Consider the following 18,273-nt stretch of genomic DNA (forward strand, 5'->3'; position numbering starts at 1 on the left):
TGTAGCGTTCAGCCCGGCTGCCCCCAGTTCATGGGAGCGCAAGACAATTACTTGCTGTCTTTGACTTCTTTGAAGTCAGCGTCAACAACGTCGTCTTGCTTGGCGCCTGCGTCCGATGCGCCAGCAGCTTGCTGTGCACCTTCCGCGCCGCCGGCAGCTTGCTGCGCTTGCATGTCGGCATACATTTTTTCGCCCAGTTTCTGCGATGCGCTCGACAGTGCTTCCACCTTGGCGTCGATCTCAGCCTTGTCGCCCGCCTTGATGCTTGCTTCCAGGTCGGTGATCGCCGCTTCGATCTTCTCTTTCTCGCCCGCATCCAGCTTGTCGCCGTATTCGGTCAAGGATTTCCGGGTCGAGTGTACCAGAGCATCGGCCTGGTTGCGCGACTCGGCCAATTCTTTGACCTTTTTGTCTTCTTCCGCGTTCAGCTCGGCATCCTTGACCATCTTCTGGATTTCAGCCTCGGTTAAGCCGGAATTGGCCTTGATCGTGATCTTGTTTTCCTTGCCGGTGGCCTTGTCTTTCGCGCCGACATGCAAGATGCCGTTGGCGTCGATGTCGAAGGTCACTTCGATCTGTGGCGTGCCGCGCGATGCTGGCGGGATACCTTCCAGATTGAATTCGCCCAGGCCCTTGTTGCCGGCGGCGATTTCGCGCTCACCCTGGAAGACCTTGATGGTCACCGCAGGCTGGTTGTCGTCGGCCGTCGAGAACACTTGACTGAACTTGGTCGGAATCGTCGTGTTTTTGTGGATCATCTTGGTCATCACGCCGCCCAGGGTTTCGATACCCAGGGACAGAGGAGTAACGTCCAGCAACAGCAAATCCTTGCGTTCGCCCGACAGGACCGAACCTTGAATCGCTGCGCCCACGGCGACGGCTTCGTCCGGGTTCACGTCCTTGCGTGGATCCTTACCGAAGAATTCCTTCACTTTTTCCTGCACCTTCGGCATACGGGTCATACCGCCGACCAGGATGATGTCATCGATGTCCGACACTTTCACGCCTGCATCCTTGATAGCGATGCGGCATGGTTCCATCGTGGCCGTGATCAGCTCTTCCACCAGCGACTCCAGCTTGGCGCGGGTCATCTTCAGGTTCAAGTGGACCGGCGCGCCGTTCGCCATGGCGATGTACGGCTCGTTGATTTCGGTTTGCTGCGACGACGACAATTCGATCTTCGCGCGCTCGGCCGAAGCCTTGATGCGCTGCAGGGCGATCGGATCTTTTTTCAGGTCGATGCCGTTGATCTTCTTGAACTCGTCGATGATGTAATCGATGACGCGCTGATCGAAGTCTTCGCCGCCCAGGAAGGTGTCGCCGTTGGTCGACAGCACTTCAAATTGTTTCTCGCCATCAACATCTGCGATTTCGATGATCGACACGTCGAACGTACCGCCACCCAAGTCGTACACGGCGATTTTACGGTCGCCTTTTTCGGTCTTGTCCAGGCCGAACGCCAGCGCTGCCGCGGTTGGCTCGTTGATGATGCGCTTGACGTCCAGGCCAGCGATACGGCCGGCATCCTTGGTGGCTTGACGCTGCGAGTCGTTGAAGTACGCAGGTACGGTGATGACGGCTTCGGTGACTTCTTCACCGAGGTAGTCTTCTGCCGTTTTTTTCATCTTGCGCAGGACTTCAGCCGAAATTTGCGGCGGAGCCAGTTTTTTGTCGCGTACGCCGATCCATGCATCGCCGTTGTCGGCTTTCATGATCTGGTATGGCATCAGCGCGATGTCTTTTTGAACTTCTTTTTCGTCGAACTTGCGACCGATAAGACGCTTGACTGCGTACAGCGTGTTTTTCGGATTGGTCACGGCCTGGCGTTTCGCTGGCGCGCCGACGAGAATTTCGCCATCTTCTTGATAAGCAATAATCGACGGCGTCGTGCGTGCGCCTTCAGCGTTTTCGATTACCTTTGGTTGACCGTTTTCCATGATGGAAACGCAGGAATTCGTGGTTCCCAGATCGATACCGATAATTCTACCCATGATTTATTTCCTTTTATTTGCTAGATTTCAGATGGTTCTTATATGTGGCAAAGCGGCATGGTTTCAAGGCTTGCTTGATGCCGCCCTCTGATTATTTTGCTTGCGCGGTCGTTACAATGGCTGGACGCAGCAGGCGGTCCGCAATCATATAGCCCTTTTGCAGGACTGACACGATGGTATTGGCTTCCTGGTCCGCTGGCACCACGGCAACAGCCTGGTGTTTCATCGGATCGAGTTTTTCGCCCTGCACTGGCAATACTTCCACCAGACGGTTGCGCTCGAACGCGGCGTTCAGTTGCTTCAAGGTCATCTCGACGCCTTCTTTCAGCGATTCGATGGTCGGTGCTTCTACCGTCAGCGCCGTTTCCAGACTGTCTTTGACCGGCACCATGGCTTCGGCAAAGCTCTCGACTGCGAATTTATGCGCTTTAGCAACATCTTCCTGCGCGCGGCGACGGATATTTTCGCCATCAGCCTTGGCGCGCATGAAGGCATCGTGCATCTCTGCAAGACGCGCTTCGGTACTCGCCAGCTGCTCTTCCAAAGTAGGCTCTGCGGGAGTCGATGGGGCAGTCGCCGCGGCGTCCGCTTGCGGATTAGGTACAGCTTGGTTTTCCTGATCTTGCATCTGAAAAGCTCCTACAATCAATGACTTAAATGAGTTAGTCTAACTATCTTTACAACACTAACGGGCAGATGGGGCTATATCCTATTGTTTCAAGGGGTATGCATGGCAAAACCAGAATTACATCGGTCCATGTTACAGCGTATTACAAAACGCTATCCATTTCGGCCAGCGATCCGTGCGCGCATCCCTTGATTTTCCAGGCTTCCCACGGCAAAGCGGGCATTCTACCAGCCCCGCCGCCGCCATCGCCACTGGCGGTGTTGCTATTTGGAAAGCTGCTTGGCCGCGCCAGACATGACAAAGCCGCGCAAGCGCGGCTTTTTGTTGTCAAAAATTTACAATCCTTAATTCGTCGCGCCCAAGGCCAGCGCTGCCGCGCGCGCCTGCTCGCCCGCTTTCTTGTCCGCCTCGCGCTGCGCCGCCGTCTTCATCGTCGGCCAGCCAATCATGTGCTGTTCCGCAATTTCCGCCATGCCCGCGATCCAGGCCGGCGTTTCGTTCAGGCAAGCGATGTAGTGAAACTGCTGGCCGCCGGCCGTTTCAAAATCATGCTTCGCTTCCATGGCGATCTCTTCCAGGGTTTCCAGGCAATCGCTGGTAAAACCCGGGCACAGCAAGTCGACGCGCTTGACGCCCTGCTGGGCCAGCGCCACCAGGGTGGGTGCCGTGTACGGCTGCAGCCATTCGGCCTTTCCGAAGCGCGACTGGAAGGTCACCACGTATTGCTCTTTGCTTAATTTTAACTTTTCCGCCAGCAGGCGCGCCGTTTTCAGGCATTGGCAGTGGTAGGGGTCGCCCAGCAGCAAGGTACGCTTGGGCACGCCGTGAAAACTCATCACCAGTTTTTCCGGACGGCCATGCGCTTCCCAATGATTCAGCACCGAATCGCGCAAGGCGTCGATATACGTGTCGTGCTCGTGATATTGCTTAATAAAACGCAATTCCGGCACATTGCGCACGGTGGCGTAATGGGCAAACACGGCGTCGTAGATGGATCCCGTCGTCGTACCCGAATATTGGGGATAGGCCGGCAGGATGGCGATGCGCTCGCAGCCTTCGCTTTTCAGCTTGGCCAGCACTTCCGGCAAAGAAGGCGAACCGTAGCGCATGGCCATGGCCACCGTGACGCCGTCATGACCGCGCTCAGCCAGGGCGCCGGCCAGCAACTTGGCTTGCTTTTGCGTATGCACTTTCAGGGGTGAGCCCTCACGTGTCCAGATCGACGCGTATTTCTTGGCCGACTGGCCGGAGCGGAAAGGCAAAATAATCAGGTTCAGGATGAACCACCAGACGATGCGGGGAATCTCCACCACGCGCGGATCGGACAAAAATTGCTTCAGGTAACGTCGCACGGCCGACGAGGTCGGCGCATCGGGCGTGCCCAGGTTGACCAGCACCACGGCGCTGCGGTCGATGCTGCCATGCGTGTACGGCGGTTCTGTTTGAAATGACATGAAGGCTCTTCGAAGGCGTTGGATGGATTAGCCAGTTATTATAGTTGCATTGAGTTAATAGCGAAGTGCTGGAGTCAGACCCTCAATGCCGCTAACGTCAAGCTCAGCGCTAACGCATCCGGGGGTCTGCCCCCGGATTTAAGCCGCGTTCAAATCGCGAGCAGTTCACGCGCATGCTTGCGCGTGGTGGCCGTGATTTCCAGGCCGCCCAGCATGCGCGCCACTTCTTCCACCCTGGCCTTGGCGTCGAGCATGTCAATGCGCGAGGCCGTCTTGCCATTGTCCAGGGTGCTTTTCGCCACCTGGAAATGCTGATTCGCCTGGCTGGCCACCTGCGGCAAGTGGGTCACGCACAGCACCTGGCGTCCCTGCCCCAGACGTTTCAATAGACGCCCGACGACTTCCGCGACGGCGCCGCCGATGCCGCTGTCGACCTCGTCGAAGATCAGGGTCGGCGTGGTGGTGGCGTGCGAGGTGATGACGGAAATGGCCAGCGCGATGCGCGCCAGTTCGCCGCCGGACGCCACCTTGGCCAGGGAACGTGGCGCCGTGCCCGCATGGCCGGCGACGAGGAACTCGACTTGCTCGAGTCCGTGGGCGGCCGGTTCGCACGGGTGCAGGGCGATTTCAAAACTGCCGCCCGTCATGCTCAGTTCCTGCATGGCGCGCGTGACGGCTTGCCCCAGTTCCAGGGCCGCAGCGCGGCGCGTGGCGGACAGGCGCTCGGCCACGGCGCGGTACTCGGCCTCGATCTTCGCTTCCTGGCGCAGCAAGCCTTCGATGTCGGAAGCGTCGGCCAGGTGCTGCAGCTTTTCCGACAGCTTCGCGTGTTCCTCTGGTAACTCTTCGGGCGTGACGCGGAATTTGCGGGCCGTGCTGTGCATGGCTTCCATGCGCGCGTCGAGCTGGTGCAGGCGCTCCGGGTCCAGTTCCACCCGGTCCAGGTAATTGTTCAGCGCGTAAACGGATTCCTGCAACTGGATGCGCGACGATTCGATCAGGTCGACAATCGGCTGCAATTCCGCATCGACGGAGACCAGCTTACCCAGCTTTTGGTTCAGGGCCGACAGTTGCGACACGATAGGATGGTCTTCCGACTCGGAAATGAGGGACAAGGCTTCCTGCGCCCCTTCCAGCAGGCTGGCCGCGTGCGACAGACGGCTGTGCTCGTTCGTGATCTCCGTCCACTCGCCGGGCTTGGCGGCCAGTTTTTCCAGTTCGCCCACTTGCCATTCCAGGCGTTCGCGCTCGTACAGCACGTTGGCGGCATTCGTTTCAAATTCCTCGCGCTGGCGCACGAGAGCGCGCCAGCGTTTGTGCAGGGCGGCCACTTGCCGCGCATCCTGTTCCGCGCCCGCTTCGCGCGCCGTCGCCTGGCCGTCGAGCAAGGCGCGCTGCGCTTCGCTTTTCAGCAAGGACTGGTGCGCGTGCTGGCCGTGGATGTCGACCAGCATGTCACCGAGCTCGCGCAGCTGCGCGGCCGTGGCGGGGATGCCGTTGATGTACGCTTTCGAGCGGCCCGCATTGTCGATCACGCGGCGCAGCAGGGCACCGCCATCGTCGTTGGCGAATTCATGCGCCACCAGCCAGGCTTGCGCCACGTCGCTGACGGAGAAATCGGCCGTGATGTCGGCCTTGGCCGAGCCTTCGCGCACCACGCTGGCGTCGCCTCGCCCGCCCAGCGCCAGGGTCAGCGCATCGATGAGGATAGACTTGCCGGCGCCCGTCTCGCCCGTCAGCACGCTGAAGCCGGCGGAAAATTCCAGTTCAATGGTATCGACAATGACAAAATCGCGAATGGACAGTGTATGGAGCATGGCTTCTGTGGTTGGGCGGCGCACCGCGGGTTGAGGTGGAGAAAAAGTTAGCTGAGCTTGCCCTCGCCCGACGGGTACTCATTCCAGTGCAATTTTTCACGCAGGGTGTTGTAGTAGCTCCACCCTTCCGGATGCAGGAAGGTAATCGTGTGCGGCGAACGGCGGATGAGGATGCGGTCTTGCTGCACCAGGCTGGCAAAGGTCTGCATGTCGAAATTGACGCTGATATCGCGCCCGCGCACGATTTCCACGACGATCTGGCTCGAGTCGGGCAAGACGATGGGGCGGTTCGACAGCGCATGCGGGGCGATCGGCACGAGCACGATGCCGCCCAGGGTCGGGTGCAGCAGCGGGCCGCCGGCCGACAGCGAGTACGCAGTCGAGCCTGTGGGCGTGGATATGATCAAGCCATCGGAACGCTGGTTGTACATGAAGTGGCCATCGACCTCGACGCGCAATTCGGCCATGCCGGCGCCGGCGCCGCGCGAGACGACGACATCGTTGACGGCCATGCCCACGTGGATCGACTCACCATCGCGCAGCACGCTGCCTTCAAGCAAGGTGCGGCGCTCGGCCTTGAAGCGGCCGCCGAGAATTTGCGCCAGCACGGGCAGCATGCGCTCGAGCGGGATGTCGGTCATGAAACCCAATCGTCCTTGATTGATGCCGATCAACGGTACGTCAAATGGAGCCAGCTGTCGCGCAATGCCCAGCATGGTGCCGTCGCCGCCCATGACGATGGCGCAATCGGCGGCGGCGCCAATCTCGGCCGGCGACATGGCGTGCACGCCGGGAAACGCCAGGTTCAGGTGCGCGGCCGTCTCCGCCTCGAAGACCACCGTGTGGCCCAGCACTTGCAGGAAATCGACGATGCTTTTTACGGGTTCGGCAATGCCATCCGTATTCTGGCGCACGACCAGGGCGATGGTCTTGGCGCCCAGGTTGAAGCGTTCGCCCGGGGCTGGCAAGGTCGCGGCTGGCTGTTCGGCGCGCTGTTCGGCGTGTGTATCGACGGGCATAAGAGTCTCGGTAGTGAATTCGTGGCAAGCCGCCCCAGGCTGTCGCGTCGCACGTCGGCATCGCATGATACTGTATATATCCACAGTATAGTGCGGCTGCCGTGTGCCCGCAAGGGGCGTTCTTGGTGTTGCACGCAGTGTAGCGCAGAAAAAGAATCATCCATGCGTGCGCCAGCGCTCCCTGCATGGACAAATCCGCTTGCAGATGGCCTGCCGCGGCAGGACACTGATTTCACGTTACTTTTACTGTCAGGAGGCCATATGGTTACCCAGCATAGCGAACGCAAGATCAATACCGATGAAAAGGTCAAGAATGACGGCGTCGACCGTCTGCCGCACGAGCGCGATGAATCGCCCGATGCGCAAAACGTGCGCCCGCGCAAGATCATGCAACAGGCGGCCAGCGACCTGGAACAGGGCCTTGTCGATACGGACCGGCGCGCCCAGCCCGGCGTGGAAAAGGTCAAGCCGGCCGCGCCACAGCAAGCGCGTCCCGACCCGCAGCTGGAACCAAAGAAAGCGCGCTGAATCGAACTGTCAGGCACCGTTACTTTTCCGGAGTACGCCATGCACCGTTACATCTGTTCATTCCTGCTGGCCGCTGCCTGCGGCGCCACTACCGCCCACGCCCAGGCGCCCGCCATGCCCGTCGGCTTCGGCCCGCAGCCCGTGCTGCCCGCGCCGGACAAGCAGCTGATTCCCACCGTCAACGTGGCGCCCGTGCGGCGCTGGACGGCGGCGCAGCGCCCCGTGGTCGCGCCCGGCCTGGCCATCCATGCCTATGCGCGCGACCTCGACCATCCGCGCTGGCTGTACGTGCTGCCAAATGGCGACGTGCTGGTGGCGGAAACGAATGCCCCGCCGAAGCCCGAGGATAACAAAGGCATCAAGGGCGCCATCATGCAGATGCAGATGAAAAAGGCGGGCGCCGCCACGCCCAGCGCCAACCGCATCACCTTGCTGCGCGGCGTCGATGCAAACGGCGTGGCGCAGACGCGCAGCGTGTTCCTGCAAGGATTGAATTCGCCATTTGGCATGGCACTGGTCGGTAACGAGTTGTATGTCGCCAATGCCGACGCCTTGATGCGTTTTCCCTACAAGGAAGGCCAGACGAGCATCACGGCGCCTGGCGTGAAGGTGCTGGATTTGCCGGGCGGCCCCATCAATCACCACTGGACCAAGAACGTCATCGCCAGTGCCGACGGCAAATTTCTCTATGTTTCCGTCGGCTCGAACAGCAACGTGGGCGAGAATGGTCTGTCGGCAGAAGACGGCCGCGCCGCCATCTGGCAAGTCACGCGCGCGACGGGCAAGGCACGCGTGTACGCGACGGGTTTGCGCAACCCCGTCGGCCTGGCCTGGCAGCCGCACAGCGGGGCACTGTGGACGGCCGTCAATGAACGCGACGAGCTGGGCAACGACCTGGTGCCCGACTACATGACGTCCGTCAAGGACGGCGCCTTCTATGGCTGGCCCTACAGTTATTTCGGCCAGCACGTCGATGCGCGGGCCAAGCCGCCACGTCCCGAGCTGGTGGCCACCGCCATCGCGCCCGACTACGCGCTGGGCGCACATACGGCCTCGATGGGGCTGGTGTTTTATGACGGCACCTTGCTGCCCGAACGCTACCGGGGCGGCGCCTTCGTCGGCCAGCACGGCTCATGGAACCGCAAACCCTTCAGCGGCTATAAAGTCATCTTCGTGCCCTTCGCGAATGGCGTGCCCAGCGGGCCGCCACAGGATGTCATCGCCGGTTTCCTCGACAGCAATGGCAAGGCGCAGGGACGCCCCGTCGGCGTGGCCGTCGACAAGGCGGGGGCGGTGCTGGTGGCGGACGACGTGGGCAATGTCATCTGGCGCGTGACGCCGGCGCCGTGAGCGGCGATGCCCGGCGCGCGCATACGCCCCCTGTGTGGCGCAACGAACGGAAGGGCAAGGGTGGCACGCGCATGATGGGCGCTCGAACCACGCAAGGAGTACATCATGAAAAAAACAGGATCAGCCGTCTGGAGTGGCGGCCTTAAAGATGGCAAAGGGTTTATTTCCACCCAAAGCGGCGCGCTCGACAATGTGGCCTATGGTTTCAATACGCGCTTCGAAGACGGTCCCGGCAGCAATCCGGAAGAACTGATCGGCGCGGCCCATGCGGCTTGCTTCACCATGGCCCTGTCCGGGCAGCTGGACGAGGCGGGCCTGCGCGCCACGGCCCTGAAAACCACGGCCGACGTCAGCCTGGAAAAAATCGATGGCAGCTATGCCGTTACGGCCGTGCACCTGACATTGGTGGCGACCATTCCCGGGGCCAACGACGAAGCGTTCCAGGACGCGGCCCTGCGCGCCAAGCTCGGTTGCCCAGTATCGAAGTTGCTGGCCACGGAAATCACCTTGGACGCCCATCTGGAGTAAGCACGCCACCGTCCGCCGCCCCGGTACCAGCGGGCGGCATGGGCGGTCTCGGCAAGAAAGCCGTAAAACGCATAAAATCCTGCCATTCCCCTACACCCTCAAGGATTTACGATGCGTATTTTGCACACCATGTTACGGGTCGGCGACCTGCAGCGCTCCATCGATTTTTACACCAAGGTCCTGGGCATGACGCTGCTGCGCACCAGCGACAATCCGGAGTACCAGTACACCCTGGCCTTCGTCGGCTATGGCTCGAATCCCGACCATGCGGAACTGGAACTGACGTATAACTATGGCACCACCAGCTACGAGCTGGGTACGGCGTATGGCCACATCGCCATCTCGGCCGACGACATCGTCGCCGCCTGCGACGCGGCACGCGCGAATGGCGGCAACGTCACGCGCGAACCGGGCCCCGTGAAAGGCGGCAACACGGTCATCGCCTTCATCACCGACCCGGACGGCTACAAGATCGAATTGATCGAACGCAAGTTCGACGGCCAGGGCGGCGGCCTGTAATAGCTCAGCCTGGCTCGGCGGCCTGTGCAACGGCCGCGCGCAGCCAGGCGATGCCCGCATCGCCGTCCGTACGGCGGTGCCGTATCGTTTCAAACGCAAACGGCGCAATGGCAAATGGCGCAGCGTACAACGCCAGCCCCTGCGCCGCACTTCCCTGCAAAGCGCGCTGCGCCACCGTCAGGATCAAGTCCGTCCCCCTCACAACATCCGGTGCGACCGTCCAGTACGGTACACGCACGGCGATGCGGCGCGTCTGGCCCAAGTGGGCCAGGGCCGCATCGACTTCGGCCGCCATGCCACCCTCGCTGGACGCCACCAGCACATGCGGGCGCGCCAGATAGGTTTCCAGGCTCAGCATTTCACTAGAGGCCATGGTTGCCGGATCGAGCGCACACACAAACGTTTCCTCGAATAAGGTTTCACGGCGTAACTGCTCGGGCAATTGCGGGAACACGCCCAGCGCCAGATCGATCTCGCCATCCTGCACGCCAGCGATCACAGCTGATCGGCTGGCATAGCTGATGGCCAGGTCAATGCCGGGCGCGTCCACGCGCAAGCGGCGCAGCAAACGCGGCAAGACCAGCGCCGCGCCGTAATCCGACATGGCCAGGCGAAACACGCGCTGCGCCGTGGCCGCCTCGAAGACGGCGCCGCCGAGCACGGAACGCACGCTTTGCAAGGCTTCGGCCAGCGGCCGCGCCAGCTCCAAAGCACGCGCCGTCGGCTGGAAGCCACCTTTGCCGCGCAACAGCAGCGGATCGCCGAGCAGATGGCGCAAGCGGGCCAGCGCATGGCTGACGGCGGGCTGGCTCATGTGCAAGCGCTCGGCCGCGCGCGACAGGTGGCGCTCACTGAGCAGCGCTTCCAAGATCACCAGCAAGTTCAAATCGACGGCGCGCAGATTATTCATTTCATGCATAGTTGGCTGACAAATTACGAATTGGATTTAATGATGACAGCATAATACGATGACCCCATCAACTCAACGTGATGGAGTCACACATGCATGGATGGATTACCGTATTTGCCCCGCTGGCCATGCTGGCCGGCGCCGTCGTCCCGTTTCAGGCGGGCGCGAATGCAGCGCTGGGCCGCAACCTGGGCCACCCGCTGTGGGCCACGCTCGCCTCGCTGGCCGTCAGTGCCGTGCTCGCCTCGCTCGTGATGCTGGTCTGGCGGGTGCCCGCGCCCGATGTCACTCTCGCCATGCGGGGACCGGGCTGGTCCTGGCTAGGCGGCGCGGCCGGGGTGTTTTACATTACGGCCGCGCTGATGCTGGCGCCGCGTATGGGTTCCGGCCCCTTCATGGCGGCCGTCATCGGCGGACAGATGCTGGCCGCGCTGGCCATCGACCGCTACGGTTTGCTGGGTTTTGCCGTCAAGCACATTTCTCCGCTGCACTGGACCGGTGCGGGGCTGGTGGTGGCGGGGGTGATCCTCACGCAAATAGCCAACAGCCGCACTGTATAAAAGCACGTCAAGACGAAAAAAAACCAGCGCCGTCGCCGGTGCTGGTTTTCATCTGAATCTGGAGAAAAAGATTACTTGTCGAGCAAGGCGTTCACAGGCATCAAATCCGTTTCCTTCAGGGTGCCGGCCGCCGCCTTCAGGCGCAAGCCGTTCATGATGGTGTCGTAGCGGGCTTTCGACAGGTCTTTTTGCGTTGAGAACAGTTGTTTTTGCGCATTCAAGACGTCGATATTGATGCGCACGCCCACTTGATAGCCGAGCTGGTTCGATTCCAGTGCCGATTTGCTCGACACTTCCGCCGCTTCCAGCGCCTTCACTTGCGCCAGGCCGCTGTTGACGCCGAGGAAAGCCTGGCGCGCGCCTTGCGATGCGGTGCGGCGTGCCGTTTCCAGGTCGTTGCGGGCTTTGTTTTCCAACGCGATCGATTCGCGCACCTTGCTGGTGACGGCAAAGCCGCTGAAGATCGGGATGCTCCACTGCACGCCGATGGCATTGTTGTTATTGCCGCTGCCGTTGCCGCCACCGGAGGTGTAGCTATGGCCCGTATTGGCGATCAGGTCCAGGGTCGGGTAGTGGCCGGCGCGATTGCGGCCGATGTCGCGCTTGGCCGATTCCACGTTGAACTGGGCCGTGACGACACCGTAGTTCTGTTCTTCCGCCGAGCTCACCCAGGGCTCGATGGCAGCCGGTTCCGGTGCGCTGATGACCACGCCCGTGCGCATCGGCGCCAGCGACGTTGGCGCTTCGCCGATGATCGTTTGCAAGGCGCTGCGCTTGTTGGCCAGGTCATTGATGGCGGCAAATTCCTGCGCCACCACCAGATCGTACGCCGCTTGCGCTTCGTGCGTGTCAGTAATCGTTTGCGTGCCGACTTCGAAGTTGCGCTTGGCCGATGCCAGCTGCTCCGTCGTGGCCACTTTTTGCGCCTGCGTGGCGCCCAGGTTGTCCTGCGCGCTCAGCACGTCGAAATACGCCTGCGCTACGCGCGTGATCAAGTCTTGCTGGACTTGCGCAAATTGCGCTTCAGCAATCGCTTGCGCCAGCTTGCTTTGCTGATAGGTTTCCCAACGGTCCCAACGGAACAGCGGTTGCGCCAGGGTCAGGTTGTAGCTGTTCGTGCGCACGTTCACGGACGGCGAGGTGATCTTGTTGCCCCCATTGTTCTGGGCGATCTGCTCCTGATTGCCACGTGTATTCGTGCCCGACGCGGACACTTGCGGCAGCAAGCCTGCCAGCCCCTGCGGAACCCGCTCCATCCCGGCCGACAGGGCCGCACGCGCGCTCGCATACTGCGCGTCATTGGCCAGCGCCTGCTGGTACACCTGGATGAGATCGGCCGCCTGCACTTGCAGCGAGCATGTCATTGAGACAAAGGCGCTGGTCATCAGCACGGCGATAAGGGGTTTCCGCATTGCATTTCTCCGTTGGAGTCGTCAAAAGTTGATGGAATCAAAAATCTGCTACCGCTTGCCTTGCTCCCGCAGGATGAGCGGGGTACAGGCCTCCGCAGGCATGCAGGAAAACATGCCTGGGTGCATCTACTGCAAAATAACTTAGTATTTAGGCATCGCGCTGTCGACTTGCAGCGCCCAGGCATGCACGCCGCCCGTCAAATTACTGATCTTGCCAAAACCATTGCGCTCCAGGAAGGCCGCCACTTGCATGCTGCGCATGCCGTGATGGCAGATGCAGACGATTTCGGCGTCTTCATCGAGGTCATCGATGCGGGCAGGAATCGAGTTCATCTGCATCAGGGTGGCGCCGTCGAGGTGGCACAGGTCGAACTCCCACTGTTCCCGCACGTCCAGCAGAAACGGACGCGGGCGGGAAGGGTCAGCCAGCCAGGCGGCCAGCTGGGGTGCACTCAAATGCTCCATCGAATCGGTCGCCTCAGAACTGGAAATGCGACGGTGCAACGGCTTGCAGCGGCGTGACATTGGTTTCAAACAGCTTGCGCGTGTCGTAGGCCTTGTCCGAGCTGCGCGTGATCAGATGCGCCGACATGATCGGCGCTTCGCCGATGATGGCCAGGATGCGGCCACCCACTTTTACTTGTTGCAACAGCGCTTCCGGCAGCACCGACAGGGCACCCGAGACGACGATCACGTCGTACGGCGCGCCTTTGCTCCAGCCCTGGGCGCCATCGCCCAGTTCCACGGTGACGTTCGTCACGCCGTTGGCGGCCAGGTTCTGCTCGGCCAGGGTTTTCAATTGGGGAACAATTTCCACGCTCGTCACATGACGCGCCTTGTGTGCCAGCAACGCGGCCATGTAGCCGCTACCGGTGCCGATTTCCAGCACATTTTCATGCTTCTTGACGGCGACGTCTTGCAAAATGCGCGCTTCCAGCTTCGGCGTGAACATGCATTCGCCGCCGCCCAGTGGAATTTCGGTATCGACGAAGGCCAGGTTTTTATAGGCGGCCGGCACGAAATCTTCACGCTTGACCACGTTCAACAGCTCCAGCACGTCGATATCCAGTACGTCCCATGGACGGATTTGCTGTTCGATCATATTGAAGCGGGCTTGTTCGATATTCATCTTTGGACTCGGTAAGTGAAGTAATAATCCGCCATTTTATCGTTGAACTGGCTGAAAGCACATGTTAACCATAAAGGCGGGGAATGGAGGGAATTTGCGACGATCTGCAGATTTGAGGGGGCGAACCTTGGAAAAGGGGCAACTGAACGGTAGCAGAGGACATGGCGCGTCAGCTTTTCCCGGGCGCCTCCACCTGCAGGCTGCGCAAGCTCATGTCGATAAACGCATCCATATAGGCGATCGGATCGATATTCTTGACCTCGCACGGCAGGAAGGAATGCGTCCACATCATGAGCATGGTAACGGGCGCGCTGAGGATGGTGCTGACCAGCACGGGATCGACCTGGCGGAATTCACCGCGCTGCATGCCCCGTTCGACCAGGGTGGCAATCAGCGCATTCCCGCGCGTGACCACCTCTTCGTTGTAAAACTGCGCCAATTCCGGAAAATTGTTCGCTTCGGCCAGCATCAGCTTGGTCAAACCGGCCAGCTTGGTAGCGCCGAACTCTTCCCACCATTGCATCATCATGCTGCGCAATAACTCGGCGCTGCTGCTGTCCGAGGCGGCCATGCTGTCTTCCGCCTCGCCGATCGACTGCACGATATTGTCGCGTACCACGGCCTTGAACAGCTCTTGTTTATTCTCAAAGTACAGGTACAGGGTGCCTTTCGACACGCCAGCCCGCTTGGCCACATCCTCCAGGCGCGTCGATGCGAAGCCCCGTTCGACAAACAGGTCGAGGGCGGCGGCGAGCAACTCCTGCGGGCGGGCATCCTTGCGCCGCTCCCAGCGGGGCTTGGTATCAATCGGGGCTTGCATGTGTCTTTCCAAGTAACTTACTTTTGAGTCATTAATAGTAGTCCTGTCTACCGCCAAGGTCAAGCGCGAGGCACCGCCCTGCACCGAACACAGGCATTGTACGCTCGGTGCCGACGTCGGGCCTGCGGCGCCGGGTGAAGCAGAATGCGTTTCAGCCTCCATTTTGCGCAGTTCATCGCATTTCCATCCAGCAAGCGTGTCCGATTTGCTATCTTGCCATCGACAGCACGGCAGCCGCGGCGCGGCAGCCGGCTTTTTTTCTGTCCCAAATTAAAACAATCATAAAGGAAATACCATGCGTACCTTGCTGGCCCTGTGCTGTGCCCTTGCCCTCGGCGGTTGCGCCATCGTCATCAACCCCAACGATGGCGAAGTGCGCCATGTCGACACGGGCGGCAATGCCATCCAGGGCAACGAACAAGTGAGCCGCGACGTGCGCCAGGTCAGCAACATCAGCACGCTCGACATCGACAGCATGAAGCGCATCGATATCAAGATCGACGTGCGCGTCGGGCCAGCTGCATCGCTGGTGATCGAGGCGGACAGCAATCTGCAGCCGCGCATCCATAGCGAAGTGAGCGGCAATACCCTGCGCATCTGGAGCGATACGAACATTCGTAGCAGCAATGGCATCCACGTCATCTACACGACGCCGCAATTGAAGAAGATCACCATTTCCGGTTCGGGCCGCCTGGTGGCCAGCGGTTTCAATGGCGACGATTTCAGCCTGGAACAACGCGGTTCGATGAAGAGCGAACTGTCGGGCATCGTGGGGCGCTTCGACGTGGCCAACAATGGTTCCGGCAGCATCAACGCGGCGGCCCTCGCCAGCGGTAACACGGACGCGGTGCAGAATGGTTCGGGCAGCATCCAGCTGGGCAATGTACGCGGCGAACGCGTCAACGTGGCCGTCAACGGCTCGGGCAGCATCAGCGCCAGTGGCGCCGTGCAGCGCCTCGACGCCAACGTAAATGGTTCGGGCGATATCAACCTGGCCGCCCTGCGCAGCGACGTTGCCTATCTGGCGAGCAACGGTTCCGGCGACGTCGATGTCAGCGTCCAGAATGAAGTCAACGCCCGCGCCAGCGGTTCCGGCCGTATCACCGTGCATGGCGATCCGGCCCGCCGCACCCTGTCGGGCAAGCGCGTCAGCATCGTGCGCTGAACGCGTCCTGGCAACGCATGGGAGCCGGCTTGCTATACTGTCGGCTCCTCACCCGTTCGCCTGAAATCCCATGTCATCCTCTGCCACCCTGGCATGCCGTCCCTCGTGCGGCGCCTGCTGCACCGCCCCGTCCATCACCAGCCCGATTCCTGGCATGCCGGATGGAAAACCTGCGGGCGTGCGCTGCGTGCAATTGGCTGACGACAACCGCTGCAAGATCTTCGGCCAGCCGGAACGGCCCGCGTTTTGCGGCGGCTTGCAGCCATCCGAGGATATGTGCGGCAGCAGCCGCGAACATGCCATTAGCTGGCTCGCCGAGCTGGAGCGGCTCACGGCGCCCTGAACGGCGCGACGGCGGCTGACAGATAACGGTTGACCACGTCTGCACGTTTGCGTATATTCATGCGCATTCCTGCACGTTTATAAATTCACCATGTCCGCCACCCTGCTCCTCAAACAACGCCACGCGCTGATCCAGCAACAATTGCACGCCGATGGCAGGGTGCTGGCGCTGGACCTGGCGCGCCAGCTCGACGTTTCCGAAGATACGATACGGCGTGACCTGCGCGAGATGGCGGCAGCCGGCCTGTGCCAGCGCGTGTATGGCGGCGCCCTGCCGCTGGCGCCCGACGGCGGCACCTTGACGCAGCGAAAGCAGGAGGCGCCTGAGCGCAAGGCGCGCCTGGCGCAGGCCGCCGTGTCGCTCGTGCGTACGGGGCAGGTGCTGTTTCTCGACGCAGGTTCGACCAACCTGGCCATCGCCAGCGCCTTGCCACAGTTGGCGCTCACTGTCATCACCAACGCGCCATCGATCGCCATGGCGTTGATGGAACGCCCGGAAATCGAGCTGATCATGGCTGGTGGCCGGCTCGACCGCCGCGCCGGCGCCAGCCTGGGTCCGCAAGCCTTACGCACGGTCGAGCGCATGCATCCCGACCTGTGTTTCCTCGGTGCCTGCGGCGCCGATGCGGACGCGGGCGTGACGGCGTTCAACTACGACGAGGCCGAGTTCAAGCGCAGCATCGCCGGTGCCAGCAAGGCGGTAGTGGTCGCCGTCACCAGCGACAAGCTGGGCACGGCCGCGCCATTCGGCGTGCTGGCCACGGGCTTGCTGCAGCACCTGGTACTGGAAGTCGATGCCGATGCGGCCCACGTGGCCGCCTTTGAACGGCTGGGCGTGCAGATCTTGCGCGCCCGCGCCTGATTTTATCCACCCGACTCTTGAAAAGCTCCCCCATGCATCTCACCGGCACCCTGCAACAACGCGCCACGCGCCTGGTTTTCTTTGCCGCCGGCCTCGGCATGGCCGCCTGGGCCCCGCTGGTCCCCTATGCCAAGTCGCGCCTGGGCCTCGATGAGGCCACACTCGGCATCCTGCTGTTGTGCCTGGGCGCCGGTTCGCTGTGCGCGATGCCGTTTACGGGCATGCTCACGGCACGCTTCGGCTGCCGCAAGGTCATCGTCTGCGCCGGCCTGCTGCTGACCGCCGTGCTGCCCGGCCTGGCGCTGGCGGCCACGCCGCTGCAACTGGGCCTGGTGCTGCTGGTGTTCGGCGCGGCCATGGGCACGTTTGACGTGGCCATCAATATCCAGGCCGTGATCATCGAAAAAGCCAACGGCGGCGCCATGATGTCGGGCTTTCATGCGCTGTTCAGCGTGGGCGGCTTCGCCGGCGCGGCCTGCATGGCCCTGCTGCTGTGGCTGGGCCTGACGCCGGCCTGGTCCTGCGTCGTGGTGATGCTGCTGCTGTGCGGCGTGCTGGGCGCGGCGCAAGGCCATCTGCTGCCGACGGCGTCCGCCTCCGGCGAAAAGACGCCGCTGTTCGTCATGCCGCACGGCGCCGTCATTTTCATCGGCTTGCTGTGTTTTATCGTCTTCCTGGCCGAAGGCGCGATCCTCGACTGGAGCGCCCTGTTCCTCACCACCACGCGCGGCGTGGAAGAAGCCAAGGGTGGCCTCGGCTACGCCGCCTTCGCCATCGCCATGACGGTGGGCCGCTTCACGGGCGATAAGGTGGTCAGCCGCTTTGGCGGAAAGCGGGTGCTTACTTTTGGCGGCTTGTGCGCGGCGGCAGGCTTCTTCCTGGCCGTGCTGGCGCCGCATGCCAGTCTGGCCATGCTTGGCTTCGTGCTGATCGGCCTGGGCGCGGCGAACATCGTGCCCATCTTGTTTACGGCAGCTGGCCAGCAACATGCGATGCCGGCCAGTCTGGCGGTGGCAGCCATCACAACCATCGGCTATGCGGGCATCCTGGCCGGGCCGGCCGTGATCGGCTTCGTGGCGCACGCCACCAGCCTGAATATCGCCTTCGCCATGCTGGGCGCCGCCCTGCTGCTGGTGGCGGCCAGCGCGCGCCTGGTGGCGTCGGCAAAACAGGCTCCCTGAGTCCTCCCCTTGCCTGGCTGGCAGCGGCAAAAAACCGCTGTCCGCCAGCGCCCAAATC

19 protein-coding genes are annotated in these 18,273 nt (G+C 61.7%); 9 read left to right on the forward strand and 10 right to left on the reverse strand.

The annotated features are described in order from the left end of the window. Window positions 1–47 precede the first annotated feature (47 nt). The 5 genes from dnaK to ACQ4WO_RS24095 form a co-directional block, all read right to left on the reverse strand. A complete protein-coding gene (gene dnaK / locus ACQ4WO_RS24075; RefSeq protein ID WP_034745982.1) occupies window positions 48–1,991 on the reverse strand; it encodes a molecular chaperone DnaK in 1,944 nt (647 codons plus the stop codon). A gap of 91 nt (window positions 1,992–2,082) precedes the next feature. Next, entirely contained in the window at window positions 2,083–2,619 is a 537-nt protein-coding gene (gene grpE, locus ACQ4WO_RS24080) for a nucleotide exchange factor GrpE (protein ID WP_034745977.1), read from the reverse strand. Between the two features lie 344 nt (window positions 2,620–2,963). Next, window positions 2,964–4,073, reverse strand: a complete 1,110-nt coding sequence (hemH, locus tag ACQ4WO_RS24085) for a ferrochelatase (RefSeq protein WP_436483545.1) — start codon at window positions 4,071–4,073, stop codon at window positions 2,964–2,966. Between the two features lie 149 nt (window positions 4,074–4,222). Continuing rightward, on the reverse strand, window positions 4,223–5,890 hold the full coding sequence (recN, locus tag ACQ4WO_RS24090) for a DNA repair protein RecN (RefSeq protein WP_436483546.1): 1,668 nt from the start codon (window positions 5,888–5,890) through the stop codon (window positions 4,223–4,225). A gap of 47 nt (window positions 5,891–5,937) precedes the next feature. Beyond that, entirely contained in the window at window positions 5,938–6,909 is a 972-nt protein-coding gene (locus ACQ4WO_RS24095) for an NAD kinase (RefSeq protein WP_223278865.1), read from the reverse strand. A 261-nt stretch (window positions 6,910–7,170) separates the two neighbouring features. On the opposite strand from ACQ4WO_RS24095, the gene ACQ4WO_RS24100 reads away from it, so the two are divergent. The 4 genes from ACQ4WO_RS24100 to gloA all read left to right on the forward strand — a co-directional run bounded on the left by ACQ4WO_RS24100 (window position 7,171) and on the right by gloA (window position 9,834). Beyond that, the gene (locus ACQ4WO_RS24100; protein ID WP_035822593.1) at window positions 7,171–7,437 is read left to right on the forward strand and encodes a hypothetical protein; all 267 of its coding nucleotides are present in this window, start codon (window positions 7,171–7,173) and stop codon (window positions 7,435–7,437) included. Window positions 7,438–7,476: 39 nt separating this feature from the next. Beyond that, entirely contained in the window at window positions 7,477–8,787 is a 1,311-nt protein-coding gene (locus tag ACQ4WO_RS24105; protein ID WP_436483547.1) for a PQQ-dependent sugar dehydrogenase, read from the forward strand. Between the two features lie 105 nt (window positions 8,788–8,892). Beyond that, on the forward strand, window positions 8,893–9,315 hold the full coding sequence (locus tag ACQ4WO_RS24110; protein ID WP_436483548.1) for an OsmC family protein: 423 nt from the start codon (window positions 8,893–8,895) through the stop codon (window positions 9,313–9,315). Between the two features lie 111 nt (window positions 9,316–9,426). Then, window positions 9,427–9,834, forward strand: a complete 408-nt coding sequence (gene gloA / locus ACQ4WO_RS24115) for a lactoylglutathione lyase (protein WP_071653386.1) — start codon at window positions 9,427–9,429, stop codon at window positions 9,832–9,834. 4 nt (window positions 9,835–9,838) lie between these two features. On the opposite strand, the gene ACQ4WO_RS24120 is transcribed toward gloA, so the two are convergent. Then, complete coding sequence (locus tag ACQ4WO_RS24120) at window positions 9,839–10,744, reverse strand: LysR substrate-binding domain-containing protein (RefSeq protein WP_436483549.1); 906 nt, start codon at window positions 10,742–10,744, stop codon at window positions 9,839–9,841. A 92-nt stretch (window positions 10,745–10,836) separates the two neighbouring features. Here ACQ4WO_RS24120 and ACQ4WO_RS24125 point away from each other — a divergent pair, with 92 nt between their 5' ends. Further along, on the forward strand, window positions 10,837–11,304 hold the full coding sequence (locus ACQ4WO_RS24125; protein WP_436483550.1) for a DMT family transporter: 468 nt from the start codon (window positions 10,837–10,839) through the stop codon (window positions 11,302–11,304). 71 nt (window positions 11,305–11,375) lie between these two features. On the opposite strand, the gene ACQ4WO_RS24130 is transcribed toward ACQ4WO_RS24125, so the two are convergent. The 4 genes from ACQ4WO_RS24130 to ACQ4WO_RS24145 form a co-directional block, all read right to left on the reverse strand. Continuing rightward, on the reverse strand, window positions 11,376–12,716 hold the full coding sequence (locus tag ACQ4WO_RS24130) for a TolC family outer membrane protein (protein ID WP_436483551.1): 1,341 nt from the start codon (window positions 12,714–12,716) through the stop codon (window positions 11,376–11,378). A gap of 141 nt (window positions 12,717–12,857) precedes the next feature. Next, window positions 12,858–13,181 (reverse strand): rhodanese-like domain-containing protein, encoded by a 324-nt coding sequence (locus tag ACQ4WO_RS24135; RefSeq protein ID WP_034788759.1) that lies wholly within the window; start codon window positions 13,179–13,181, stop codon window positions 12,858–12,860. A gap of 13 nt (window positions 13,182–13,194) precedes the next feature. Further along, window positions 13,195–13,845 (reverse strand): protein-L-isoaspartate O-methyltransferase family protein, encoded by a 651-nt coding sequence (locus tag ACQ4WO_RS24140; RefSeq protein WP_139090593.1) that lies wholly within the window; start codon window positions 13,843–13,845, stop codon window positions 13,195–13,197. 169 nt (window positions 13,846–14,014) lie between these two features. Beyond that, entirely contained in the window at window positions 14,015–14,665 is a 651-nt protein-coding gene (locus ACQ4WO_RS24145) for a TetR/AcrR family transcriptional regulator (protein ID WP_034745948.1), read from the reverse strand. Between the two features lie 295 nt (window positions 14,666–14,960). Here ACQ4WO_RS24145 and ACQ4WO_RS24150 point away from each other — a divergent pair, with 295 nt between their 5' ends. The 4 genes from ACQ4WO_RS24150 (at window position 14,961) to ACQ4WO_RS24165 (ending at window position 18,215) form a co-directional block, all read left to right on the forward strand. Next, window positions 14,961–15,830, forward strand: coding sequence for a head GIN domain-containing protein (locus ACQ4WO_RS24150; protein ID WP_436483552.1), 870 nt, complete (start codon window positions 14,961–14,963; stop codon window positions 15,828–15,830). Window positions 15,831–15,900: 70 nt separating this feature from the next. Then, window positions 15,901–16,173 (forward strand): YkgJ family cysteine cluster protein, encoded by a 273-nt coding sequence (locus tag ACQ4WO_RS24155; protein ID WP_436483553.1) that lies wholly within the window; start codon window positions 15,901–15,903, stop codon window positions 16,171–16,173. A 90-nt stretch (window positions 16,174–16,263) separates the two neighbouring features. After that, window positions 16,264–17,034, forward strand: a complete 771-nt coding sequence (locus ACQ4WO_RS24160) for a DeoR/GlpR family DNA-binding transcription regulator (RefSeq protein ID WP_436483554.1) — start codon at window positions 16,264–16,266, stop codon at window positions 17,032–17,034. Window positions 17,035–17,066: 32 nt separating this feature from the next. Continuing rightward, complete coding sequence (locus tag ACQ4WO_RS24165) at window positions 17,067–18,215, forward strand: MFS transporter (protein ID WP_436483555.1); 1,149 nt, start codon at window positions 17,067–17,069, stop codon at window positions 18,213–18,215. Window positions 18,216–18,273: the final 58 nt, after the last annotated feature.

Source organism: Janthinobacterium aestuarii (assembly GCF_051380835.1).
Lineage (GTDB): Bacteria > Pseudomonadota > Gammaproteobacteria > Burkholderiales > Burkholderiaceae_D > Janthinobacterium > Janthinobacterium aestuarii.